Source organism: Bacillota bacterium (assembly GCA_030705925.1).
GTDB lineage: Bacteria > Bacillota > Clostridia > Oscillospirales > Feifaniaceae > JAUZPM01.
In genome coordinates this window covers 1-18420 of the sequence record JAUZPM010000043.1, presented here as the reverse complement: position 1 = coordinate 18420, position 18420 = coordinate 1, and the positions used below count along the sequence as shown (strand labels likewise).

The following is an 18420-nucleotide window of genomic DNA, read 5'->3' as shown; positions in this document are numbered from 1 at the left end:
TGTCGTGATCAGCCCATATGTAAGCAGTGCCTGTTCCCATGCTTACAACAAGCGCACTGTCGAATCCCGAAAGATAGAGACCGCCGTTTCCGACTGCCAGAAATTCATCGACTTTAAAAGTTTTTATTCCATAAATCGGCTCTTTTACGCTTGAAGACCCGACGCCTGTTATAAACACCTTGTCCACATCTTGAAGTTCGATGCCGTTTTCGGCTCAAAACTTGCCGAAAGCGCCGTAGAGGGAAGCGATAGGATCGGTTGCACGAACCTGAATCGGAGATATTATTTCTTTATCTTTTATCCCGATAATCTTTGTCGTGCTTCCCCCAATGTCAATCCCAATAACTAAACCCATTAAAACCTGACCTTTATAATTTATTTTGATCTTTAAGTGAAAGTAATCTGTCGGCTATTATTAATGTCAAAACCGCGGCAACCGCAGCTTCAAGCATTCCGTTAATCCCTATAACACTCATAAATATCTTAAGCATCGCTGAAACAGTCATGCCGTTTGCTTTGGCATAAGGCTCTCTGAAAAATATGTATATGCCGCCCAGCACAAGGATAGTGTTTGTAAGTGAACCCAAAACGCCCGATACTAAAAGTGAAAGCTTGCGGTTAGCCTTTCCTTTGAACAGCAAAATAAATACATACCCGGCAACAACGCCTACAAGTATGCGCGGCACAAAGCATATCACAACGCTGCCCCATCCCCCATTAAAAGCGCCGCCCTTGAAGAAAGGTGAAAAAATAGGTGACTCGATAGGATTTGGACGTAAAAAAGTTGCATTAATAAGGCTTGTAAGGCCAAATACAAAGCCGACTTCCCCGCCGGCTTTGGGTCCTAAAACAACCGCCGCAATAATAACAGGTATATGCATTATTGTAATGTTTAGCGCGGGATTAACAGGGATATAGCCTAAATAGGGCACCAGCCCGACAATAAGTTCTATAGCTATGATCAAGCTTAACTGTGTTAAGCGTTTTGTATTTTTAGTAACTGCCATTTTAATTCCTCCATCAAAATTCTGCATTTTTCGTCGTGCGGGGGAACGGGATGACATCGCGTATATTAGAAACGCCCGTGATATACATAATAAGCCGTTCAAGACCAAGCCCGAAACCGGCATGTTTTGCGCCGCCGTATTTTCGAAGATCGAGATACCACCAGTAGTCCTGAGTATTAAGTCCAAGTTCCTGCATACGTTTTTCAAGCACGTCGAGACGCTCTTCCCTCTGACTGCCTCCGATTATCTCGCCGACACCCGGGACAAGCAGATCCATAGCTCGGACTGTTTTACCGTCGTCATTCTGTCGCATATAAAACGCTTTGATTTCTTTTGGATAATCCGTTAGAAAAATCGGTTTTTTATAGAGCTGTTCGGTAAGAAAACGCTCATGCTCGGTCTGCAGATCACAGCCCCAATATACGGGATATTCAAATTTGTCCTTGTACGGTTCAAGCCGTTCCACCGCTTCTGTATAGCTTACCCGCCCGAAATCTGAGTTAATTAAGAAATCGAGACGTGAAAGAAGCGTGTTATCAATAAAATTATTGAAAAATTCCATATCACCCGGACATCGCTCCATCACCCGGCGGATAGTATATTTTATCATGCTCTCCGCAAGCACCATATCGTCATCAAGATCGGCAAACGCCATTTCAGGTTCAACCATCCAAAATTCAGCGGCATGGCGGGCAGTGTTGCTCTTCTCTGCCCTGAAAGTAGGGCCAAAGGTATATATTTTGCCGAAAGCCATAGCGAACGTTTCGCCCTCAAGCTGTCCGGAAACAGTCAGATTCGTGCTTTTCCCAAAAAAGTCCTCTTTGTAATCTATTTTTCCGTCCTCAGTTAAGGGCGGATTTTTCATATCAAGGGTAGTAACGCGGAACATCTCGCCCGCACCCTCACAGTCGCTTCCCGTGATTATCGGCGTGTGGACGTATACAAATCCGTTCTCGTCAAAAAAGTCGTGGATCGCCTTTGAAATGACCGAACGGACACGAAAAACGGCGCTGAAAGTATTTGTGCGCATGCGTAAATGCTCTATTTCCCGTAAAAATTCAAGGCTGTGGCGTTTTTTCTGCAGAGGATAATCCGAAGTAGACTCACCCTCTATCGTGACGGAGGCTGCTTTTATTTCAAATGGTTGTTTTGCATCTGGCGTAAGGATAAAACGTCCACAGGCCGAAATTGCGCTTCCGACATTAAGGCGCACAATATCCTTGTAATTTTCAAGCGTTTTTTCCTCAATAACAAGCTGAACACCCTTGAAATTACTGCCGTCGTTAATTTCTATGAATCCAAACGTTTTCTGATCCCGCAGTGTGCGCACCCAGCCGCAGACAGTTATATCACTGTCGCTGAAAGCAGTCGGATTTTTGTACAATGCGGCAATATCGGTTCTTTTCATAGCTCCTCCATCCATGAATACACGCAATACTCATTTTAGTATATAGAATTTAAAAAATAATTACAATATAATATTCGGCAAAATTTATTATATTAATCTTTAATTTTTGTATGTTTAGTTCAAAAATTCGATTATATTTAAAAACAGTGTATATTACTTGAATTTATCATAGTAATATGTTAAAATATTCTTTAATATATTGCTATTTAAATGTAAATTTGGCAGGCCGCAGCCTTTAAAGCGGCATGAGCGTCACATGCCCCCTTTCGCGACATCGTGAATGCAAGTCAGGAGGAAATATGCAGGAAATAAAGATCACGTTAACAAAAAATAAAAAACCGCTGCCTGATATGTCAACGGTCACATTCGGAACAGTCTTCACAGATCACATGTTCGTTATGGACTATGACAAGGGTGAGGGCTGGCATGACCCGAGAATCGAGCCATATGCTCCTTTTGAATTGATGCCGTCTGCCTCAGTTCTGCACTACAGCCAGACACTGTTCGAAGGTTTAAAGGCATATTACGATCCTAACGGAGAAATTCGTCTTTTCCGTCCGCAAAGAAATTTTGCCCGTTTGAATTCATCCGGCGACCGTATATGTGTGCCTCATATCGATGAAGAGTTTGCACTTGAAGCTTTATTGACCCTTGTCGATATCGAACGCCGCTGGGTTCCTAAAGAGGAAGGCCAGTCGCTATACATCCGCCCGTTCGTTATTTCAATGGATCAAACGCTGGGCGTTCACCCTGCCACCCACTTTAGATTCTTTATCATCCTCTGCCCTGTCGCTTCATATTATAAAGGCGGCCTTGCTCCTACAAACATCATGGTTGAGCCTAAATATGTCCGTGCCGTCAAAGGCGGAACGGGACACACCAAGATCGGCGGCAACTATGCGGCATCTCTTAAGGGTCAGGAAGAGGCTGCGAGACTTGGCTATGAACAGGTTTTATGGCTCGATGGTATTCATCATAAATACGTTGAAGAAGTCGGTTCAATGAATATAATGTTCAAAATTGGCGGAAAGATCGTTACTCCTGAGCTTAATGGAAGCATCCTGCCAGGCGTAACGCGTGATTCTATCATAACGATTGCAAAATCGCTCAATATCCCTGTCGTTGAAAAGCGCATAGCTGTCGATGAGATATTTGAGGCGGCTGATAACGGCACACTTGAGGAAGTGTTCGGAACCGGAACAGCAGCTGTTATCTCCCCTGTCGGCGAGCTCAGATATGACGACAAAATCGCTGTCGTAAACGATCGGAAGATCGGTCCTACAGCACAGCTTCTATATGATACGCTGACCGGAATTCAATATGGCAAGATCGAGGATAAGTTCGGCTGGTCTGTGATCGTTCCTAAAAAATAATAAATTAAAAATACAAATCCCTCTGTCTAGCGGCAGGGGGATTTTTTTGTAACCTGTGACAGCAGCAACTTTTAGAAATGCTGTGTGTTAAAAAAGTGGTTATATTATTCCAGCTCGATGGAGACAATACCAAATATTAATTACCAATGCGACACTTGTTACTAAAATTATTCCAAAAATAATTGGAACAGTGATTCGGGTAGAACGCCTTTTAATCACATAAAGTATAATCCCATCATTTAACGCAATGACCAACACACCTCTGATTATTAACTCTTTAAGTAAACTCATAATATCATCACCTTCGAACATTATTCTTATGTTTTGTTTTCTCAAAGTGTACTGCATTTATACTGTGTAAATCAAATAAATAGTATTAAATGCCATCTGAACTATGAACCGAACCCCAGATGATAGACTCAAAAAAAGCACCCAATCGTAGAATAGGTCGGAATTACTCGTGCTGGCACCGCATTTGATACGGTGTCAGCATATTTTTGTTTTGAATACGTTCGTAGTTATAGAAATTTATGTAATCAGCAATGAGTTTTTTCGCTTCCTTAATGCTCTTTGGATGGTGGCGATAAATACACTCGGTTTTCAGAATGCCAAAGAAATTTTCAGCGCAAGCATTGTCACGAGGATTAACTGGTCTTGACATAGACGGAGTAATTCCGATTGTTTAGTTAGGTTAAAATACCCTGTGGAAGCGTATTGAAACCCTTGGTCGCTATGGAGTATCAGTTCATTGGCGACCTCTTTTTTTGCTTTTTTCAAAGTCCGATAGACCAAGGCGTTGTCCTGCGAAGTAGCTGTATCAAAAGCTACAATAAAGTTGTCGTGTAAATCCTTAATCATAGACAGATACAAAGTTCCCTCGTCGGTAAAGATATAACTTATATCTGTTGCCCATTTTTGATTCGGCTGGTCTGCCCAAAAGGCACGGTTTAGGATATTCTCATACTATACATTTGTTGTTGCCGCATATACAATGGCCTGGTCTTCGAATCTCCGCCAGCAAACCATATTTATTCATCAATCGTAATACTGTTTTGTGGTTAATGCAAACGCCATGGTTTTTACAAATCCATGTTCTTACCCGCCGGTATCCATAAGTATTATCGCTCTTTCGCTGACATTCCCGAATGAGTTCTGCAAGTTCCTGATCCCGTTGTTCACGTTGTTTTCTTTCCGGCAGTGCCTTAATCCATCTGTAATAACCACTTGGAGATACTTTAAAATACGTGCATAGTTCTTTAACTGTAAATTCTTTAGCGTATTTCTGAATTAAAGTATATTTCTGATCTTTTCTATTAGTTTTAAATTCTGCTTCAACTTTGTATATTCCTTGACATACAAACAGCCTCCTGTCGTATTAATCCTACGACAGGAGGCTGTTTTTTTCAATGTCTATTTTCCGGTTCTGTTCAATTTTCCCTATAGATGTCAGCACTTTGTTATTTTGTAGACTTGCTTTATTAAAGGTTTGCTATAACAAGCGCGCCCATTTCTACTGTTCCAACTTTCTTCATGCCTTCGCTCATGATATCTCCGGTTCTGTATCCATCGTTTAAAACCTTTTCAACCGCGTTTTCGATAGCGGAAGCTTCAGCTTCGAGATTGAAGGAATATCTGAGCATCATTGCAACTGACAGGATTGTTGCAAGCGGGTTAGCTATGCCCTTTCCGGCAATATCGGGTGCAGAGCCGTGGATAGGCTCATACATTCCTAGGGTGCCCTCGCCAAGACTTGCAGAAGGCAGCATTCCGATAGAACCAGTCACCATAGAAGCCTCGTCTGAAAGGATGTCGCCGAACATGTTGCCGGTAAGAACAACGTCGAACTGACTTGGATTTCTGACAAGCTGCATAGCCGCATTGTCTACGAGCATATCTGAACACTCTATATCGGGATATCCCTCAGCGATCTTGTGGACGACCGAACGCCACAGGCGTGAGTTCTCAAGCACGTTTGCCTTGTCTATGCTTGTTACCTTTTTTCTTCTCTTTCTTGCCATCTCAAAAGCGACGCGAGCGATGCGCTCAACCTCTTTTTCGCTGTAGATCATAGTATCATAAGCCGCTTCGCCCATATTCTCGGTCTGCTTTCTGCCGCGCTCACCGAAATATGCGTCACCTGTCAGCTCACGCATGATAACGAGGTCGAATCCGTTCTCTATAAGAGAAGGTTTCAGCGGACATGCGTCTTTGAGAGCATTATAAAGCTTAGCGGGACGGATGTTTGCAAACAGTCCGAGTTCATAACGGATACCGAGCAGCGCGCGTTCAGGGCGCAGATTGCCGGGAAGCGTATCCCACTTTGGTCCGCCGACGGCGCCGAGTATAACGCTGTCACTTTCTTTGCAAAGCTTTATTGATTCCGCCGGAAGCGGTTCACCTGTCGCGTCAATAGCACAACCGCCAGCAAGAACATCCGTATAAGTAAAAGTATGACCGAACTTTTTGCCGATCTCGTTTAAAACCTTAACGGCTTCGTCAACAATCTCAGGGCCTATTCCGTCGCCCTTTACAAGTGCAAGTTTATAATTCATGCTGCCTCTCCCCAATTACTTATTTTTTATTGAGTTCAATAGGCCGTTTTGGTCTATGATCTTCTTGATAAATTCAGGAAACGGATGGGTGTTATATGATTTTCCTGTTGTTTTATTGTTTATAACGCCCTTTTCAAAATCAACCTCGACCTCATCGCCCGCATTGGTTCCGGCAACAGCTTCCGGACACTCGATTATCGCGAGACCGATATTGATAGCATTTCTGTAGAAAATTCTGGCGAATGTGTTAGCTATAACGCATGACACCCCTGATGTCTTGATTGCAAGCGGCGCATGCTCACGGGACGAACCACAGCCGAAATTGTTTTCCGCAACGATGATGTCCCCCGGCTGAACTTTTTTAACGAAGTCCGCGTCGATATCCTCCATGCAGTGGGAAGCAAGCTCCTTAGCGTCGGAGGTATTTAAATATCTTGCAGGGATTATAACGTCGGTGTCGACATTGTCTTTATATCTGAATACTTTACCGTGTGCTTTCATTATACGTTCCTCCTGTTTTTATTTAAGGTCGTCCGGCAGAGCGATCCTGCCAAGGATAGCGCTCGCAGCGGCAACAGCCGGGCTCGCAAGATAAACTTCGCTCTTTGTGCTGCCCATTCTGCCTACAAAGTTGCGGTTAGTCGTCGCAACAGCACGCTCTCCGGCGGCAAGGATGCCCATATGTCCGCCAAGGCAGGGCCCGCATGTAGGAGTCGATATAGCGCAGCCAGCGTCAAGGAATATTGTGAACAGACCTTCGTCCATTGCCTCTCTGTATATCTTCTGCGTTGCTGGGATGACTATACAGCGGACACTCTTTGCAACCTTTTTCCCTTTAAGGATAGATGCCGCAATACGGAGATCCTCAAGTCTGCCGTTTGTGCAGGAACCGATAATGACCTGATCGATCGTGACATTGCCGGCCTCTTCGACAGGCTTTGTATTTTCCGGCAGATGCGGGAAAGCGACAGTCGGTTTTATATCTGAAAGGTCGATTTCATAAACAGCGTCATATTGAGCGTCGTCGTCTGCTTTGTAAACTTTATATTCTCTCGAAACTCTTTCGCCGACATAGGCAAGAGTGACTTCATCAACTTCGAATATACCGTTTTTAGCGCCAGCCTCGATAGCCATGTTTGCCATGCACAGTCTGTCATCAATAGAAAGGTTTTTAAGCCCGGAACCTGTAAACTCCATTGATTTGTAAAGCGCGCCGTCAACACCGATCATACCTATGATATGAAGTATAACGTCCTTGCCGCTAACCCATTTGCATGGTGTGCCCTTAAGCACGAATTTGATTGCAGACGGAACTTTAAACCATGCCATTCCGCTGTACATTCCGGCGGCCATATCTGTAGAACCAACGCCGGTCGAAAATGCTCCAAGTGCGCCGTAGGTGCAGGTGTGGCTGTCCGCGCCGATAACAAGCTCGCCCGGTGCGACAAGTCCGCGCTCAGGAATAAGGGCATGTTCTACGCCTACTGAACCTGTATCATAAAAGTTTTCGATTTCATATTCACCCGCAAATTCACGTATCTGTTTGCACTGCTCAGCAGCTTTGATATCCTTGTTCGGCGTGAAATGATCCATAACAAGAGCGATTTTTTTGTTGTCGAATACAGTCTTAAAACCTGCTTTTCTAAACTCGTTGATTGCAACAGGCGATGTTATATCATTGCCCAGCACCAGATCGAGTTTTGCATTGATCAGTTCTCCGGCGCTGACACTTTTCCTGCCCGCATGCGCCGCGAGAATTTTCTGTGACATCGTCATTCCCATAACGTTATAATCCTTTCTTAACTTAAGCGTTATTTAAATCTTTAATAAGTTTATACTCGATTGAATCGACAAGCGCCTTCCACGACGCCTGAATAATATCTGTGGAAACGCCCACAGTCGACCATGTCTTCTCCCCGTCCGTAGACTCGATAAGCACGCGAACCTTTGACGCAGTCGCATTTTTCGCTTCCATGACACGCACACGATAATCGGTCAGCTGAACGCTTGAAAGAGCCGGATAGAATACCTCAAGCGCCTTGCGAAGCGCAAGGTCGAGGGCATTTACAGGCCCGTCGCCTTCCGCGGCAGTTATCTCATTTTCACCGCCGACAATAAGACTGATTATTGCGGTCGATGTGTTCCTGCTCTCCGAGCCGTGAGTTGTCAGTTTATCTCCGGTAGTCTTAAAATACGCAAGGTCAAAAAACGGCTTATATCTTCCCAGTGCTTTCAGAACAAGCAGTTCAAAGCTCGCTTCCGCCGCCTCATACTGATAGCCGCGGTGTTCCTTTTCCTTGAGCAGCTTTAGAATCTTCTGCGTTTCCGGCGAATCTTTTTCAAGCGTCGGGTCGATATTCTGAAGTTTACTTATTATAGTTGAACGTCCGGAAACCTCGCTCATCAAAAATCTGCGTTCGTTTCCGACGATTTGGGGATCGATATGTTCAAACGAGCGTGAAACCTTGTTAACTCCGTCTATATGCATACCACCCTTATGGGCAAAAGCGCTCTTGCCGACAAAAGGCATGCCGTTATCCAAAATCATGTTAGCGATCGATGCGATCCTGTGAGCCGCATCGGTAAGGCTTGAAACATTTTCTTCAGGAATACAAATATATCCCTTTTTAAGCTGCAGATCAGCAATTACCGTAGATAGATTCGCATTGCCGCAGCGTTCGCCAAAACCGTTGTATGTACCCTGAACATGCCCCGCCCCCGCCGCAACAGCCATAAGCGAGTTTGCAACGGCAAGGCCGCTGTCGTTATGGCAGTGGATGCCGACCTTTGCATTTGGAAAAGCCTTAACGACCTTATTGGCAATGTCGTAGATTTCAGTCGGGAAGCAGCCGCCGTTGGTGTCGCACAGCGCAAGCACCGCCGCACCGCCTTTTATAGCCGCTTCAAGCGTTTTCATGGCATATTCGGGATTGTTTTTATATCCGTCAAAAAAATGTTCAGCGTCATATATCACTGTTTTTCCTTTATTCACAAAGAAAGACAGCGTTTCTTCTATCATTTTAAGATTTTCTTCAAGCGTAGTTTTTATTATCTCTTTAACATGCAAATCCCACGACTTGCCGAATATAGCCACATATTTTGTGTCTGCAGTAAGAAGAGATTTGACATTTGCGTCGTCTTCAACATTTATATCCCGTCTCCGGGTCGAACCGAATGCAACGATTGCAGAGTTTTGAAGTGTAATATTCTTTACACGCTTGAAAAATTCAAGATCTTTGGGATTTGAGCCGGGGTTTCCCGCCTCGATATATTTTACCCCAAGATTGTCAAGTGTCTCAACAACCTTGAGCTTATCTTCAACTGTAAAGGCGATGCCTTCACCCTGTGCCCCGTCCCTCAGAGTTGAGTCAAATATCTCTACTTGCCTGTTTTTGTCTGTGGACATATTTTTCTCCTTATTCAGCGCTTAGTACAGCGCCTTCTGTCCCGGACTTGACAAGCTTAGCGTATCTCGCTAAGACGCCAGTCTGGATCTTCGGGGGCAGCGGTTTGAAGTCTGCCATTCTTTTCTCTATTTCATCAGCCGGAACATCCAGCTGTATTTTCCCATTTGGTATGTCTATGTCTATTTTATCGCCGTCTTTGATGATGCCGATAAGCCCGCCGCTTGCAGCTTCAGGAGAAACATGCCCTATTGCTGCGCCGCGTGTAGCGCCCGAAAAACGTCCGTCTGTTATGAGCGCAACGTCTTTATCAAGCCCCTGCCCAGCGATAGCTGCTGTGGGTCCTAACATCTCGCGCATACCAGGGCCGCCTTTAGGTCCTTCATAGCGGATAACGACAACATCGCCCTTGACTATCTTATTAGATAAAATAGCCTCGTTCGCCTCGTCCTCGCTGTTAAACACTTTAGCGGGGCCGCTGTGGACAAGCATACTCTTATCGACCGCAGAACGTTTAACAACGCTGCCGTCTTTTGCGATATTGCCCTTAAGAACGGCAATTCCGCCTGTAAAGCTGTATGGCTTGTCAATCGGTTTTATTACTTCGTAATCCAAAACAGGTGTATTTTCAATATTCTCACCTGTCGTTTTGCCTGTGACTGTCAAGGTACTCTTAATAATGAAGTCCTTCTTAGCAAGCTCGTTCATAACGGCTGAAATGCCGCCTGCCGCATATAAATCTTCGATAAAATACTTTCCGGCCGGAGCAAGTTTGCAAAGGTTCGGGGTTTTATCGCTTATTTCGTTTGCAAAATCAAGATTTATCTTAACTCCTGCTTCATGCGCGATTGCCGGCAGATGAAGCATGGTGTTTGTTGAGCCGCCAAGCGCCATATCAACGGTAAGAGCGTTTATGAACGCGTCTTTAGTCATTATATCGCGTGGCTTTATATCGTTTTTAACAAGTTCCATTATCTGCATTCCGGCTTGTTTTGCAAGGCGTATCCTCTCGCCATAGACTGCTGGAATGGTTCCGTTGCCGGGAAGACCCATGCCCAAAACTTCGGTGATGCAGTTCATTGTATTAGCGGTAAACATGCCTGAACATGATCCGCAGGACGGGCAAGCGCTGTTTTCAAGCTCGCAGAGTTCTTCGTCGCCCATATTGCCGCAGCTTCTGGCGCCTACCGCCTCAAACATATCGGTAAGGCTGAGTCTGTTCCCTTTCAGTTTGCCTGCAAGCATCGGGCCGCCGCTGACGACAACGGCGGGAATATTAAGTCTCGCCGCCGCCATCAGCATGCCCGGAACAACTTTATCACAGTTAGGAATGAGTACAAGTCCGTCAAACTGATGTGCCTCGGCAAGCGTTTCAACGCTGTCGGCAATCAGTTCGCGGGATACAAGCGAATAGTGCATGCCTTTATGTCCCATTGCAATGCCGTCGCAGACTGCAATAGAAGGCACTTCAATAGGTGTGCCGCCTGCGAGGCGTACACCCTCTTTAACAGCTTTGGCTATTGTATCAAGGTGAATATGCCCCGGCACTATCTCGCTCTGGGAATTGACAACGCCGATTATTGGTCTGTCAATCTCAATATCGGTATAGCCCATCGCTTTAAAAAGGCTTCTGTGGGGCGCCTTGGTATACCCTGCTTTAACACTATCGCTTCTCATAACCGTACTCCTTCTTTACATAATAAAATTAGTCTTTTTTCCAGCTCATCATCTTGCGCAGTTCAGCGCCGACTTTTTCAACCTGGCTGTTTTGTGCAGCAGAACGCATTGCATAGAACCCAGGTCTGTTGGTAGAGTTCTCAAGGATCCAATTCTTAGCGAATGTGCCGTCCTGGATCTCAGTCAGAACTTTCTTCATTTCTTTTCTTGTTTCGTCGGTAATAATTCTCTTTCCGATCATGTAATCGCCGTATTCAGCGGTATCAGAAATTGAATATCTCATAAAGCTCATGCCGCCGCCATTGATCAGGTCAACGATCAGCTTCATCTCATGGATGCACTCGAAGTAAGCGTTTTCAGGCTTGTAACCAGCCTCAACCAGTGTCTCAAATCCAGCTTTCATCAGTTCGCAAACGCCGCCGCAAAGAACAGCCTGCTCACCGAACAGATCGGTTTCAGTTTCCTCTCTGAATGTTGTTTCAAGGATTCCTGCACGAGCGCCGCCGATACCAGCAGCATATGCAAGAGCTAAATCCTTGGCTTTGCCTGTAGCGTCCTGTTCAACAGCAATAAGATCCGGAACGCCTCTGCCCTCTAAGAACTGGCTTCTTACTGTGTGGCCAGGACCCTTAGGAGCAACCATCCAAACGTCAACGCCCTTAGGAGGCACTATCTGGTTGAAATGAATGTTAAAGCCGTGTGCAAATACAAGAGAATTGCCCTCTTCAAGGTTCTGTTCAATGCTCTCTTTGTAAAGTTTAGCCTGTTTTTCATCGTTGATAAGAATCATGATGATGTCTGCGGCTTTTGCAGCGTCAGCCGCTGTCATAACCTTAAAACCTGCTTCTTCAGCCTTCGCCCATGATTTGCTGCCGTTGTAAAGGCCGACTATAACATTGACACCGGAATCCCTAAGGTTTTGAGCGTGTGCGTGACCCTGGCTGCCGTAACCGATGATGGCGACTGTTTTACCGTTTAAAAGCGATAAATCACAGTCAGATGAATAATACATTTTTGCCATTTTTATTACCTCCTGAAGATTTTATATGATAATTTTATCAGCCTCTTTTAAGACCGGTAAGACCTGAGCGAACCACCTGCAAAATGCCGAATGGTTTTACGATTTCGATAAAAGCCTCTGTTTTTGAGGAATCGCCTGTAAGTTCAACCATCAGGCTTTCACTCGAAACGTCAACTATGTTTGCCCTGAAAATATTAGTAATCGATATGAGGGACATCCTGTCCTCCGGCGTTGCTTTGACTTTTATAAGCACATGCTCGCGTGTAACAGACTGCCCAGCTTCAAGCTCAGTTACTTCGATCACATCAACCTGTTTGTCGAGCTGTTTTTTTATCTGCTCAATCGTCTGCTCGTCGGCGTGGAGAGCTATAGTCATTCTTGAAAGATCGGGGTTTTCGGTGACCCCAACGCTGAGACTGTCAATATTATATCCCCGGCGGGTAAAAAGCCCTGTAATACGGCTGAGCACACCGGCGTGGTTTTCCACCAATGTTGAAAGCACACATCTTCTAATCATCGTTCTTCCTCCTTAATCCAGTGATGTGACCTGTTCGTCGATAGGTCTTCCCGAGGGAACCATCGGCAGAACGTTGACATCACGGTCAATGCGGCAGTCGATCACGACAGGAACTTTGCATTCAAGGGCTTTCTTTAATACTGGTTTAACATCCTCTTTTTTATCAATAACATATCCAACGCCGCCAAACGCCTCTGAAAGCTTGACATAATCAGTTTTTCTGTCAAGTGTTGTCTGGCTAAAACGCTTGTCAAAGAAAAGCTTCTGCCATTGACGAACCATTCCGAGAACGTGGTTGTTCATTACGATTATAACAATCGGAAGCCCATTCATATTAGCTGTTACAAGTTCATTCAGATTCATATGGAAACTTCCGTCTCCCGTGAAAAGAACGACTCTCTTATCTGGATTTCCGATCTGTGAACCAATTGCAGCGCCGAGTCCAAAGCCCATTGTTCCAAGGCCGCCGGAAGTGACGAATGTGCGCGGTTTCTTAAATGGATAGCACTGCGCCGTCCAAATCTGATGCTGACCGACATCTGTCGCAATGATTGCGTCATCACCGACAAGATCGTGGACTGTTTCTATTACATATTGAGGTGAAACCACGTTTTCAGCGCCTTCGATATGCGGATACTGCTTTTTCCACTCTAAAACTTCGTTCACCCACTCAGTATGCTTTCTCGGGCTTAACTTGCTGTTTAGCTTCTCTAACACATACTTTGCATCGCCAACAATCGAATGATGGGTCTTTATATTCTTATTTATTTCAGCAGCGTCGACATCTATATGGACGATCTTTGCCCTTTTAGCAAAGTGTGCCGCAGAGCTAATAACACGATCGCTGAATCGGGCGCCGATAGCGATCAGAAGATCACAGTTGTTTACAGCAAGAGCTGAAGCTTTTGACCCGTGCATTCCGGTAAGCCCAGTATAATACGGATCGTCAGCCGGGAAAGAACCAAGACCCATTATTGTCTGAGTAACGGGTGAATCTACTTTTTTCACGAACTCATAAAGCTCTTTAGAGGCGTTAGAAAGGATTATGCCGCCCCCCGCCATGATCATAGGGCGTTTGCTCATCTCGATCATAGAAACGCATTCGTCTATATCTTCCTCACGGACTTTCTCGGTATAAGGCTCAATCGTTTTCGGCTTTTCCGTTTCAAAATCTGTCGTTGCAATGAAAACGTCTTTCAAAATATCAACGAGAACCGGGCCCGGTCTTCCCGATGCGGCAATATAAAATGCTTTTCTCAAAACTTTGGCAAGGTCTTTAACGTTTTTAACAATAAAGTTGTGTTTTGTGACAGGCATGGTCACGCCGAAAATATCGATCTCCTGAAAAGTGTCTCTTCCAAGCTGACTTGACGTTACGTTTCCAGTTATCGCAACCACAGGAATCGAATCCATAAATGCATTGGCAAGCCCTGTTACAAGGTTTGTTGCCCCCGGTCCAGATGTTGCGAAAACGACACCTGTTTTTCCGGTAGTCCTCGCATAGCCGTCAGCCGCATGAGCCGCCCCCTGTTCGTGCGCAGTCAAAATATGTTTGATTCTATCTGAATACTCAAACAAGGCGTCATAAAGATTGATGACATTGCCGCCCGGATAACCGAACGCAGTGTCTACCCCCTGTTCCAAGAGACATTCAGCGACTATTTGGGCGCCTGTTTTTTTCAAATCAATCACTTCCCCATTCATAATACTTAAAAAAGGATATAAAAAAACCCTCGTCAACTTAAAGCAAGAGACGAAGGTTTAATTCCGCGGTACCACTCTTATTGATGCAAAAGCATCCACTCAATCAGCATCACTACAATGCCTATCCCTGTAACGGTAGAAACCCGGTCGATCCTATTACCTTTTGGGGTTCAGACGACAGCTCAAAGATGATCTGAAGCAAAAGACGGTACTGTTTCGCAGAATCCAACAGCTCTCTGAAACTCATACAAAATGCTTCTTGTTCTTGTCATCGCATTTAAAAATATAATTTCTAATATCATACCTTTTTTATGTCGTGTTGTCAAGCATATGGAAAAATTAAAGGCATTAATGCTTGCCGAAATTAAGATGTTTTGAAATCATTTATTTATGAAAAATGCCTATTAAAAGGAAAATCATAAATGTATTTTTTTATATAATTGGGAAAAATAAATCAAGGTGATTAAATGGGAATTGTTTTGATAAGAACGCTCATCCTCTACGTTATAGTTATATTTGGCATGCGTTTTATGGGAAAAAGACAGATTGGTGAGCTTTCCCCTGCCGAACTTGTTATTGCCATAATGATAAGTGAAGTTGGCGCGGTGCCGATGCAGTCAATAGATATTCCGCTTTTGTACGGCGTAATATCTATTATTGTGCTAGTTACTGCTGAAATAATAGTATCGAGCATATCGCTTAAAAGCGGCAGTTTTCGAGGATTTATGAACGGACGCCCCGTTGCTGTCATAGAGCGCGGCAAGATACTACAGTCACAGATGCGTAAACTGCGCATGAGCATTGACGACCTGTATGAAGAGATACGGCAGAAAGACCTCTCGCATCTTTGCGATGTCTACTTTGCGATTGTTGAAACGAACGGAAAACTCAGCTTGATGCCAAACGATCCAAACAACCTTTCGCCGAGCAGCAACGGATATGAATATCCCATCGTAAAGGACGGCAGAATAAGTGAAAAAGGGCTTCAGATAAGCAAAAAAAATATTGAATTTGTAAAACAAAAACTTGCGGAAAATAAGGTAAGTAGCGTAAGGGATGTTTTTCTTATGAGTATCGATGACAAAGATAATATATATATTATATTAAAGAGTGATGATTAATGAAAAGGGTAATAATTTCATTGGTTCTGCTTGGTTTGACTGTGATTTTTTCAGTTTCCACCTACAGCAGACTCAATTCAGTTTCTGAAAAGCTAACTTCACAGCTTGATGATATCAAGAAAAGTGCGGACGATATAAGCCTTTCGGCTCAAAAACTCCAAGCCTTTTCGGACGAAATCGAGAAAAATAAAAGCTTTTTTTATACGGCTATGCACCATGAAAATATGGATGATATCAAAGATTCACTTGCAAGGGCACGCGCCAGACTCGAATACAACGATTCAGAAGATTTCGCCGTTGAGATTTCTTCACTTAAAAATTATATAGAGCATATGACCGAGCTAGAAAAAACCGATCTAACCAATATCTTTTAATATAGAAAAAGGCGCTGTTACAAAACAGCCCGCAAAAAAGTCGGAGCAATCATCCCGAAAAGGTTGGCTGCCCCGACTTTTTGTTTTAGAATTAAGTTGTGAAGCAAACTCAAAAGTACTTCGATCATAACAAATTTGAGCGGAAATTTCAACAGTTGACGCTCCCAATGAATATGGAAATTGCAATACCGCAGGATGATCCGTTACGGCTTCTAAGCGCCCAGCTTGAGGAACTGGATTATAGGGAACTGTATCGCGTCTATTCTTCACGAGGAAGAAAATCGGCAGCCGAACCCGGGATCTAGAGGAGCTGGGCGAAACAGAACACGACGAGGTGTTCATCCACGGCACCAAACTGGAGAGCCGTGCGAACCGTTATACGTTTGTCTGGCGCAAAACAACGAAAAAATATCTGGTTAATGTAAAGTAAACCGTCCAACAGGATTATGGGAAGGTCAAGAAAAACTAGACACAAAGATAAGCATTTAAGAATCTTGTATTTCAAACTGTATCGGGCTTAGCGAGCCCAACGCAGAATAAATTCGTTTGGTATTGTAGTAGGTTTGAATATATTTAAGGATATCCATACGGGCTTGTTCAGCATTGTTATAGTTGGCATCCTGAACAAGCTCTCTTTTTAAGTTGCGATCTGGATGCTCACGGCCGATAGCCTGATAAAAGGCAGACATAACCAGACTGTCTTTGATTCGGGTATCCATTGACCAGCCGGTGACCTTGCAAGAAAAAATATCGATAAAAACTGCAAGATAGAGAAATCCATGCCGTGTAGGAATATAAGTAATATCTCCAACCCAAATTTGATTCTTTTTCGATGCTGAAAAAACTCGGTTAAGTATATTTTCACGTTCTTCATACTGTGTTTTGTTTGGATAGTAGCGATACGGTTTCTTTGCACCTTTAGCGATTCGGCCTTGTTTACTCATTATTCGAGATACTCTTTTTTTATTGATTTTGATATTACGCTGCAGCAATACCTTCTGAATACGACGAGAACCATAACGACCTTAATTATCTTTGAAGATATCCCTTATTATTTCTGCAAGAGCCTCATTCTCAATGGATCGCTTGCTCTTATGCCGATGCAGGTAATCGTAAAACCCAGAACGTGAGATTTTAAGGATTTTACATGCCTTCCCAATATTATACTTTTTCTGATTCTCTTTCAGAAATTGATATCTCACACACTCTTTTGCTTCAAGAAGGCCTGGAGTTTTTAAGAGTTCATTCTCCATTCGCAATTTTTCATTTTGCCGCTGTAACTTTTTAATTTCATGTGTAGAATTGAAAAGTGCGTTTCCATCACTGAATTGCACCCCTAAAGTTAGACAGTATGGTATACTGAAATTAACTTTGGGGGTGTTTTTATGCCAAAAGGAGAACCAAACAAAAGATACACAACAGAGTTTAAGCAAATGGTAGTTGAAACGATGCAGCGGGAAAAGTTGAGTTACAAGGAAGTAGAACGCCAATATGATCTTCCTCATAACCGAGCAGCCGCATGGGAGCGTATCTATCTGACAGAAGGAGCAGAGGACTTAAAAATTGAGCGACGGGGATGCGGTAGCAAAGGGCACCCAAGAAAAATTCCGAAAGAAAAAGAAGAGGACCTGCTTGCAGAAGTGCAGCCACTGCGTGCGGGGGTTGAATACCTAAAAAAATTGAATGCCTTGGTTTTAGAAGAGGAACGCCGGGACAAAAGGCGCAAGTGATCTGGGAACTGAGGCATAAACACAAGATTTCACTGCTGATTGAAGTATCCGGTCTGCCGCGTTCAACCTATTATTACTATGCCAAACGCCGGGCACAACCGGATAAATACAGTGAAATCAAGGAACAGATCACTGGAATCTACAACGAGAACAAGGGACGATATGGTTACCGCCGCATCACGGCTGTGCTGTATAGTCGAGGGTACTGCATCAATCACAAAACAGTGCAAATGCTGATGAAACAGATTGGAATCGTCTGTCGTGTAAGGATGAAGAAATACCGCTCCTACAAGGGTGAAGTGGGCAAGGTTGCTCCAAACCTGCTGGAACGGGACTTTAAAGCAATGGCGCCAAACCAGAAATGGGTGACCGATGTCACCGAGTTCAGTCTGTTTGGACAGAAGTTGTATTTATCGCCAATTTTAGATTTGTGCAGCCAGGATTGTCAGCTACACCATTTCGGACAGGCCAGTGCTGTCGATGGTGACGAAAATGCTGGATAAAGCATTTGAGAAGATTCCGAATGATACAC

Annotated in this window: 21 protein-coding genes, 1 pseudogene and 1 other annotated feature; of the genes and pseudogenes, 6 read left to right on the top strand and 16 right to left on the bottom strand. The window is 44.1% G+C overall.

What is annotated here, in order from left to right:
• The 4 genes from Q8865_07720 to asnS form a co-directional block, all read right to left on the bottom strand.
• The coding region (locus Q8865_07720) for a pantothenate kinase (protein MDP4153306.1) at positions 1-187 on the bottom strand (187 nt) is incomplete at its 3' end.
• 27 nt (positions 188-214) lie between these two features.
• Positions 215-355, bottom strand: a complete 141-nt coding sequence (locus Q8865_07715; GenBank protein ID MDP4153305.1) for a hypothetical protein — start codon at positions 353-355, stop codon at positions 215-217.
• Between the two features lie 13 nt (positions 356-368).
• The gene (locus Q8865_07710) at positions 369-1007 is read right to left on the bottom strand and encodes an ECF transporter S component (protein ID MDP4153304.1); all 639 of its coding nucleotides are present in this window, start codon (positions 1005-1007) and stop codon (positions 369-371) included.
• A 13-nt stretch (positions 1008-1020) separates the two neighbouring features.
• Entirely contained in the window at positions 1021-2415 is a 1395-nt protein-coding gene (asnS, locus tag Q8865_07705) for an asparagine--tRNA ligase (protein MDP4153303.1), read from the bottom strand.
• 299 nt (positions 2416-2714) lie between these two features.
• Here asnS and Q8865_07700 point away from each other — a divergent pair, with 299 nt between their 5' ends.
• The gene (locus Q8865_07700) at positions 2715-3788 is read left to right on the top strand and encodes a branched-chain amino acid aminotransferase (GenBank protein ID MDP4153302.1); all 1074 of its coding nucleotides are present in this window, start codon (positions 2715-2717) and stop codon (positions 3786-3788) included.
• Positions 3789-4242: 454 nt separating this feature from the next.
• On the opposite strand, the gene Q8865_07695 is transcribed toward Q8865_07700, so the two are convergent.
• From Q8865_07695 to ilvB, 9 genes are all read right to left on the bottom strand, one after another.
• On the bottom strand, positions 4243-4461 hold the full coding sequence (locus Q8865_07695) for an IS3 family transposase (GenBank protein ID MDP4153301.1): 219 nt from the start codon (positions 4459-4461) through the stop codon (positions 4243-4245).
• Between the two features lie 805 nt (positions 4462-5266).
• A complete protein-coding gene (gene leuB / locus Q8865_07690; GenBank protein ID MDP4153300.1) occupies positions 5267-6340 on the bottom strand; it encodes a 3-isopropylmalate dehydrogenase in 1074 nt (357 codons plus the stop codon).
• 15 nt (positions 6341-6355) lie between these two features.
• Positions 6356-6841, bottom strand: coding sequence for a 3-isopropylmalate dehydratase small subunit (gene leuD / locus Q8865_07685; GenBank protein MDP4153299.1), 486 nt, complete (start codon positions 6839-6841; stop codon positions 6356-6358).
• 18 nt (positions 6842-6859) lie between these two features.
• A complete protein-coding gene (gene leuC / locus Q8865_07680; protein MDP4153298.1) occupies positions 6860-8122 on the bottom strand; it encodes a 3-isopropylmalate dehydratase large subunit in 1263 nt (420 codons plus the stop codon).
• A 22-nt stretch (positions 8123-8144) separates the two neighbouring features.
• Positions 8145-9746 (bottom strand): citramalate synthase, encoded by a 1602-nt coding sequence (cimA, locus tag Q8865_07675; protein MDP4153297.1) that lies wholly within the window; start codon positions 9744-9746, stop codon positions 8145-8147.
• A gap of 10 nt (positions 9747-9756) precedes the next feature.
• On the bottom strand, positions 9757-11421 hold the full coding sequence (ilvD, locus tag Q8865_07670; protein ID MDP4153296.1) for a dihydroxy-acid dehydratase: 1665 nt from the start codon (positions 11419-11421) through the stop codon (positions 9757-9759).
• A gap of 28 nt (positions 11422-11449) precedes the next feature.
• Positions 11450-12442 (bottom strand): ketol-acid reductoisomerase, encoded by a 993-nt coding sequence (ilvC, locus tag Q8865_07665; GenBank protein MDP4153295.1) that lies wholly within the window; start codon positions 12440-12442, stop codon positions 11450-11452.
• 37 nt (positions 12443-12479) lie between these two features.
• Positions 12480-12959 (bottom strand): acetolactate synthase small subunit, encoded by a 480-nt coding sequence (ilvN, locus tag Q8865_07660; GenBank protein MDP4153294.1) that lies wholly within the window; start codon positions 12957-12959, stop codon positions 12480-12482.
• 12 nt (positions 12960-12971) lie between these two features.
• Positions 12972-14642, bottom strand: coding sequence for a biosynthetic-type acetolactate synthase large subunit (ilvB, locus tag Q8865_07655; protein MDP4153293.1), 1671 nt, complete (start codon positions 14640-14642; stop codon positions 12972-12974).
• A 63-nt stretch (positions 14643-14705) separates the two neighbouring features.
• Positions 14706-14944: a binding site (T-box leader), on the bottom strand.
• Between the two features lie 186 nt (positions 14945-15130).
• Here ilvB and Q8865_07650 point away from each other — a divergent pair.
• The 3 genes from Q8865_07650 (at position 15131) to Q8865_07640 (ending at position 16463) form a co-directional block, all read left to right on the top strand.
• Complete coding sequence (locus Q8865_07650; protein ID MDP4153292.1) at positions 15131-15784, top strand: DUF421 domain-containing protein; 654 nt, start codon at positions 15131-15133, stop codon at positions 15782-15784.
• Positions 15784-16158, top strand: coding sequence for a DUF4363 family protein (locus Q8865_07645; GenBank protein MDP4153291.1), 375 nt, complete (start codon positions 15784-15786; stop codon positions 16156-16158). Before Q8865_07650 ends, Q8865_07645 begins: the two co-directional genes overlap by 1 nt.
• A 167-nt stretch (positions 16159-16325) precedes the next feature.
• Complete coding sequence (locus Q8865_07640; protein ID MDP4153290.1) at positions 16326-16463, top strand: hypothetical protein; 138 nt, start codon at positions 16326-16328, stop codon at positions 16461-16463.
• A 180-nt stretch (positions 16464-16643) separates the two neighbouring features.
• On the opposite strand, the gene Q8865_07635 is transcribed toward Q8865_07640, so the two are convergent.
• The 3 genes and pseudogenes from Q8865_07635 to Q8865_07625 form a co-directional block, all read right to left on the bottom strand.
• Complete coding sequence (locus Q8865_07635; protein ID MDP4153289.1) at positions 16644-17102, bottom strand: DDE-type integrase/transposase/recombinase; 459 nt, start codon at positions 17100-17102, stop codon at positions 16644-16646.
• A pseudogene (locus tag Q8865_07630) lies at positions 17091-17171 on the bottom strand (hypothetical protein). Before Q8865_07630 ends, Q8865_07635 begins: the two are co-directional and overlap by 12 nt.
• A gap of 12 nt (positions 17172-17183) precedes the next feature.
• On the bottom strand, positions 17184-17360 hold the full coding sequence (locus Q8865_07625) for a hypothetical protein (GenBank protein ID MDP4153288.1): 177 nt from the start codon (positions 17358-17360) through the stop codon (positions 17184-17186).
• A 183-nt stretch (positions 17361-17543) separates the two neighbouring features.
• Here Q8865_07625 and Q8865_07620 point away from each other — a divergent pair, with 183 nt between their 5' ends.
• Together Q8865_07620 and Q8865_07615 are read left to right on the top strand one after the other, a co-directional pair.
• Positions 17544-17888, top strand: coding sequence for a helix-turn-helix domain-containing protein (locus Q8865_07620; GenBank protein ID MDP4153287.1), 345 nt, complete (start codon positions 17544-17546; stop codon positions 17886-17888).
• Positions 17885-18391: an IS3 family transposase gene (locus tag Q8865_07615; GenBank protein ID MDP4153286.1), complete on the top strand. Its 507-nt coding sequence runs from the start codon at positions 17885-17887 to the stop codon at positions 18389-18391. The genes Q8865_07620 and Q8865_07615 overlap by 4 nt, the downstream gene beginning before the upstream one ends.
• Positions 18392-18420: the final 29 nt, after the last annotated feature.

Bases quoted from the DNA above. Each gene is read 5' to 3' on its own strand.
- asnS (MDP4153303.1), bottom strand. From the start codon at position 2,415: ATGAAAAGAACCGATATTGCCGCATTGTACAAAAATCCGACTGCTTTC.
- cimA (MDP4153297.1), bottom strand. From the start codon at position 9,746: ATGTCCACAGACAAAAACAGGCAAGTAGAGATATTTGACTCAACTCTG.
- Q8865_07700 (MDP4153302.1), top strand. From the start codon at position 2,715: ATGCAGGAAATAAAGATCACGTTAACAAAAAATAAAAAACCGCTGCCT.
- Q8865_07710 (MDP4153304.1), bottom strand. From the start codon at position 1,007: ATGGCAGTTACTAAAAATACAAAACGCTTAACACAGTTAAGCTTGATC.
- Q8865_07715 (MDP4153305.1), bottom strand. From the start codon at position 355: ATGGGTTTAGTTATTGGGATTGACATTGGGGGAAGCACGACAAAGATT.
- ilvN (MDP4153294.1), bottom strand. From the start codon at position 12,959: ATGATTAGAAGATGTGTGCTTTCAACATTGGTGGAAAACCACGCCGGT.
- ilvD (MDP4153296.1), bottom strand. From the start codon at position 11,421: ATGAGAAGCGATAGTGTTAAAGCAGGGTATACCAAGGCGCCCCACAGA.
- ilvC (MDP4153295.1), bottom strand. From the start codon at position 12,442: ATGGCAAAAATGTATTATTCATCTGACTGTGATTTATCGCTTTTAAAC.
- Q8865_07635 (MDP4153289.1), bottom strand. From the start codon at position 17,102: ATGAGTAAACAAGGCCGAATCGCTAAAGGTGCAAAGAAACCGTATCGC.
- Q8865_07620 (MDP4153287.1), top strand. From the start codon at position 17,544: ATGCCAAAAGGAGAACCAAACAAAAGATACACAACAGAGTTTAAGCAA.
- Q8865_07650 (MDP4153292.1), top strand. From the start codon at position 15,131: ATGGGAATTGTTTTGATAAGAACGCTCATCCTCTACGTTATAGTTATA.
- leuC (MDP4153298.1), bottom strand. From the start codon at position 8,122: ATGGGAATGACGATGTCACAGAAAATTCTCGCGGCGCATGCGGGCAGG.
- leuB (MDP4153300.1), bottom strand. From the start codon at position 6,340: ATGAATTATAAACTTGCACTTGTAAAGGGCGACGGAATAGGCCCTGAG.
- Q8865_07640 (MDP4153290.1), top strand. From the start codon at position 16,326: ATGAATATGGAAATTGCAATACCGCAGGATGATCCGTTACGGCTTCTA.
- Q8865_07645 (MDP4153291.1), top strand. From the start codon at position 15,784: ATGAAAAGGGTAATAATTTCATTGGTTCTGCTTGGTTTGACTGTGATT.
- leuD (MDP4153299.1), bottom strand. From the start codon at position 6,841: ATGAAAGCACACGGTAAAGTATTCAGATATAAAGACAATGTCGACACC.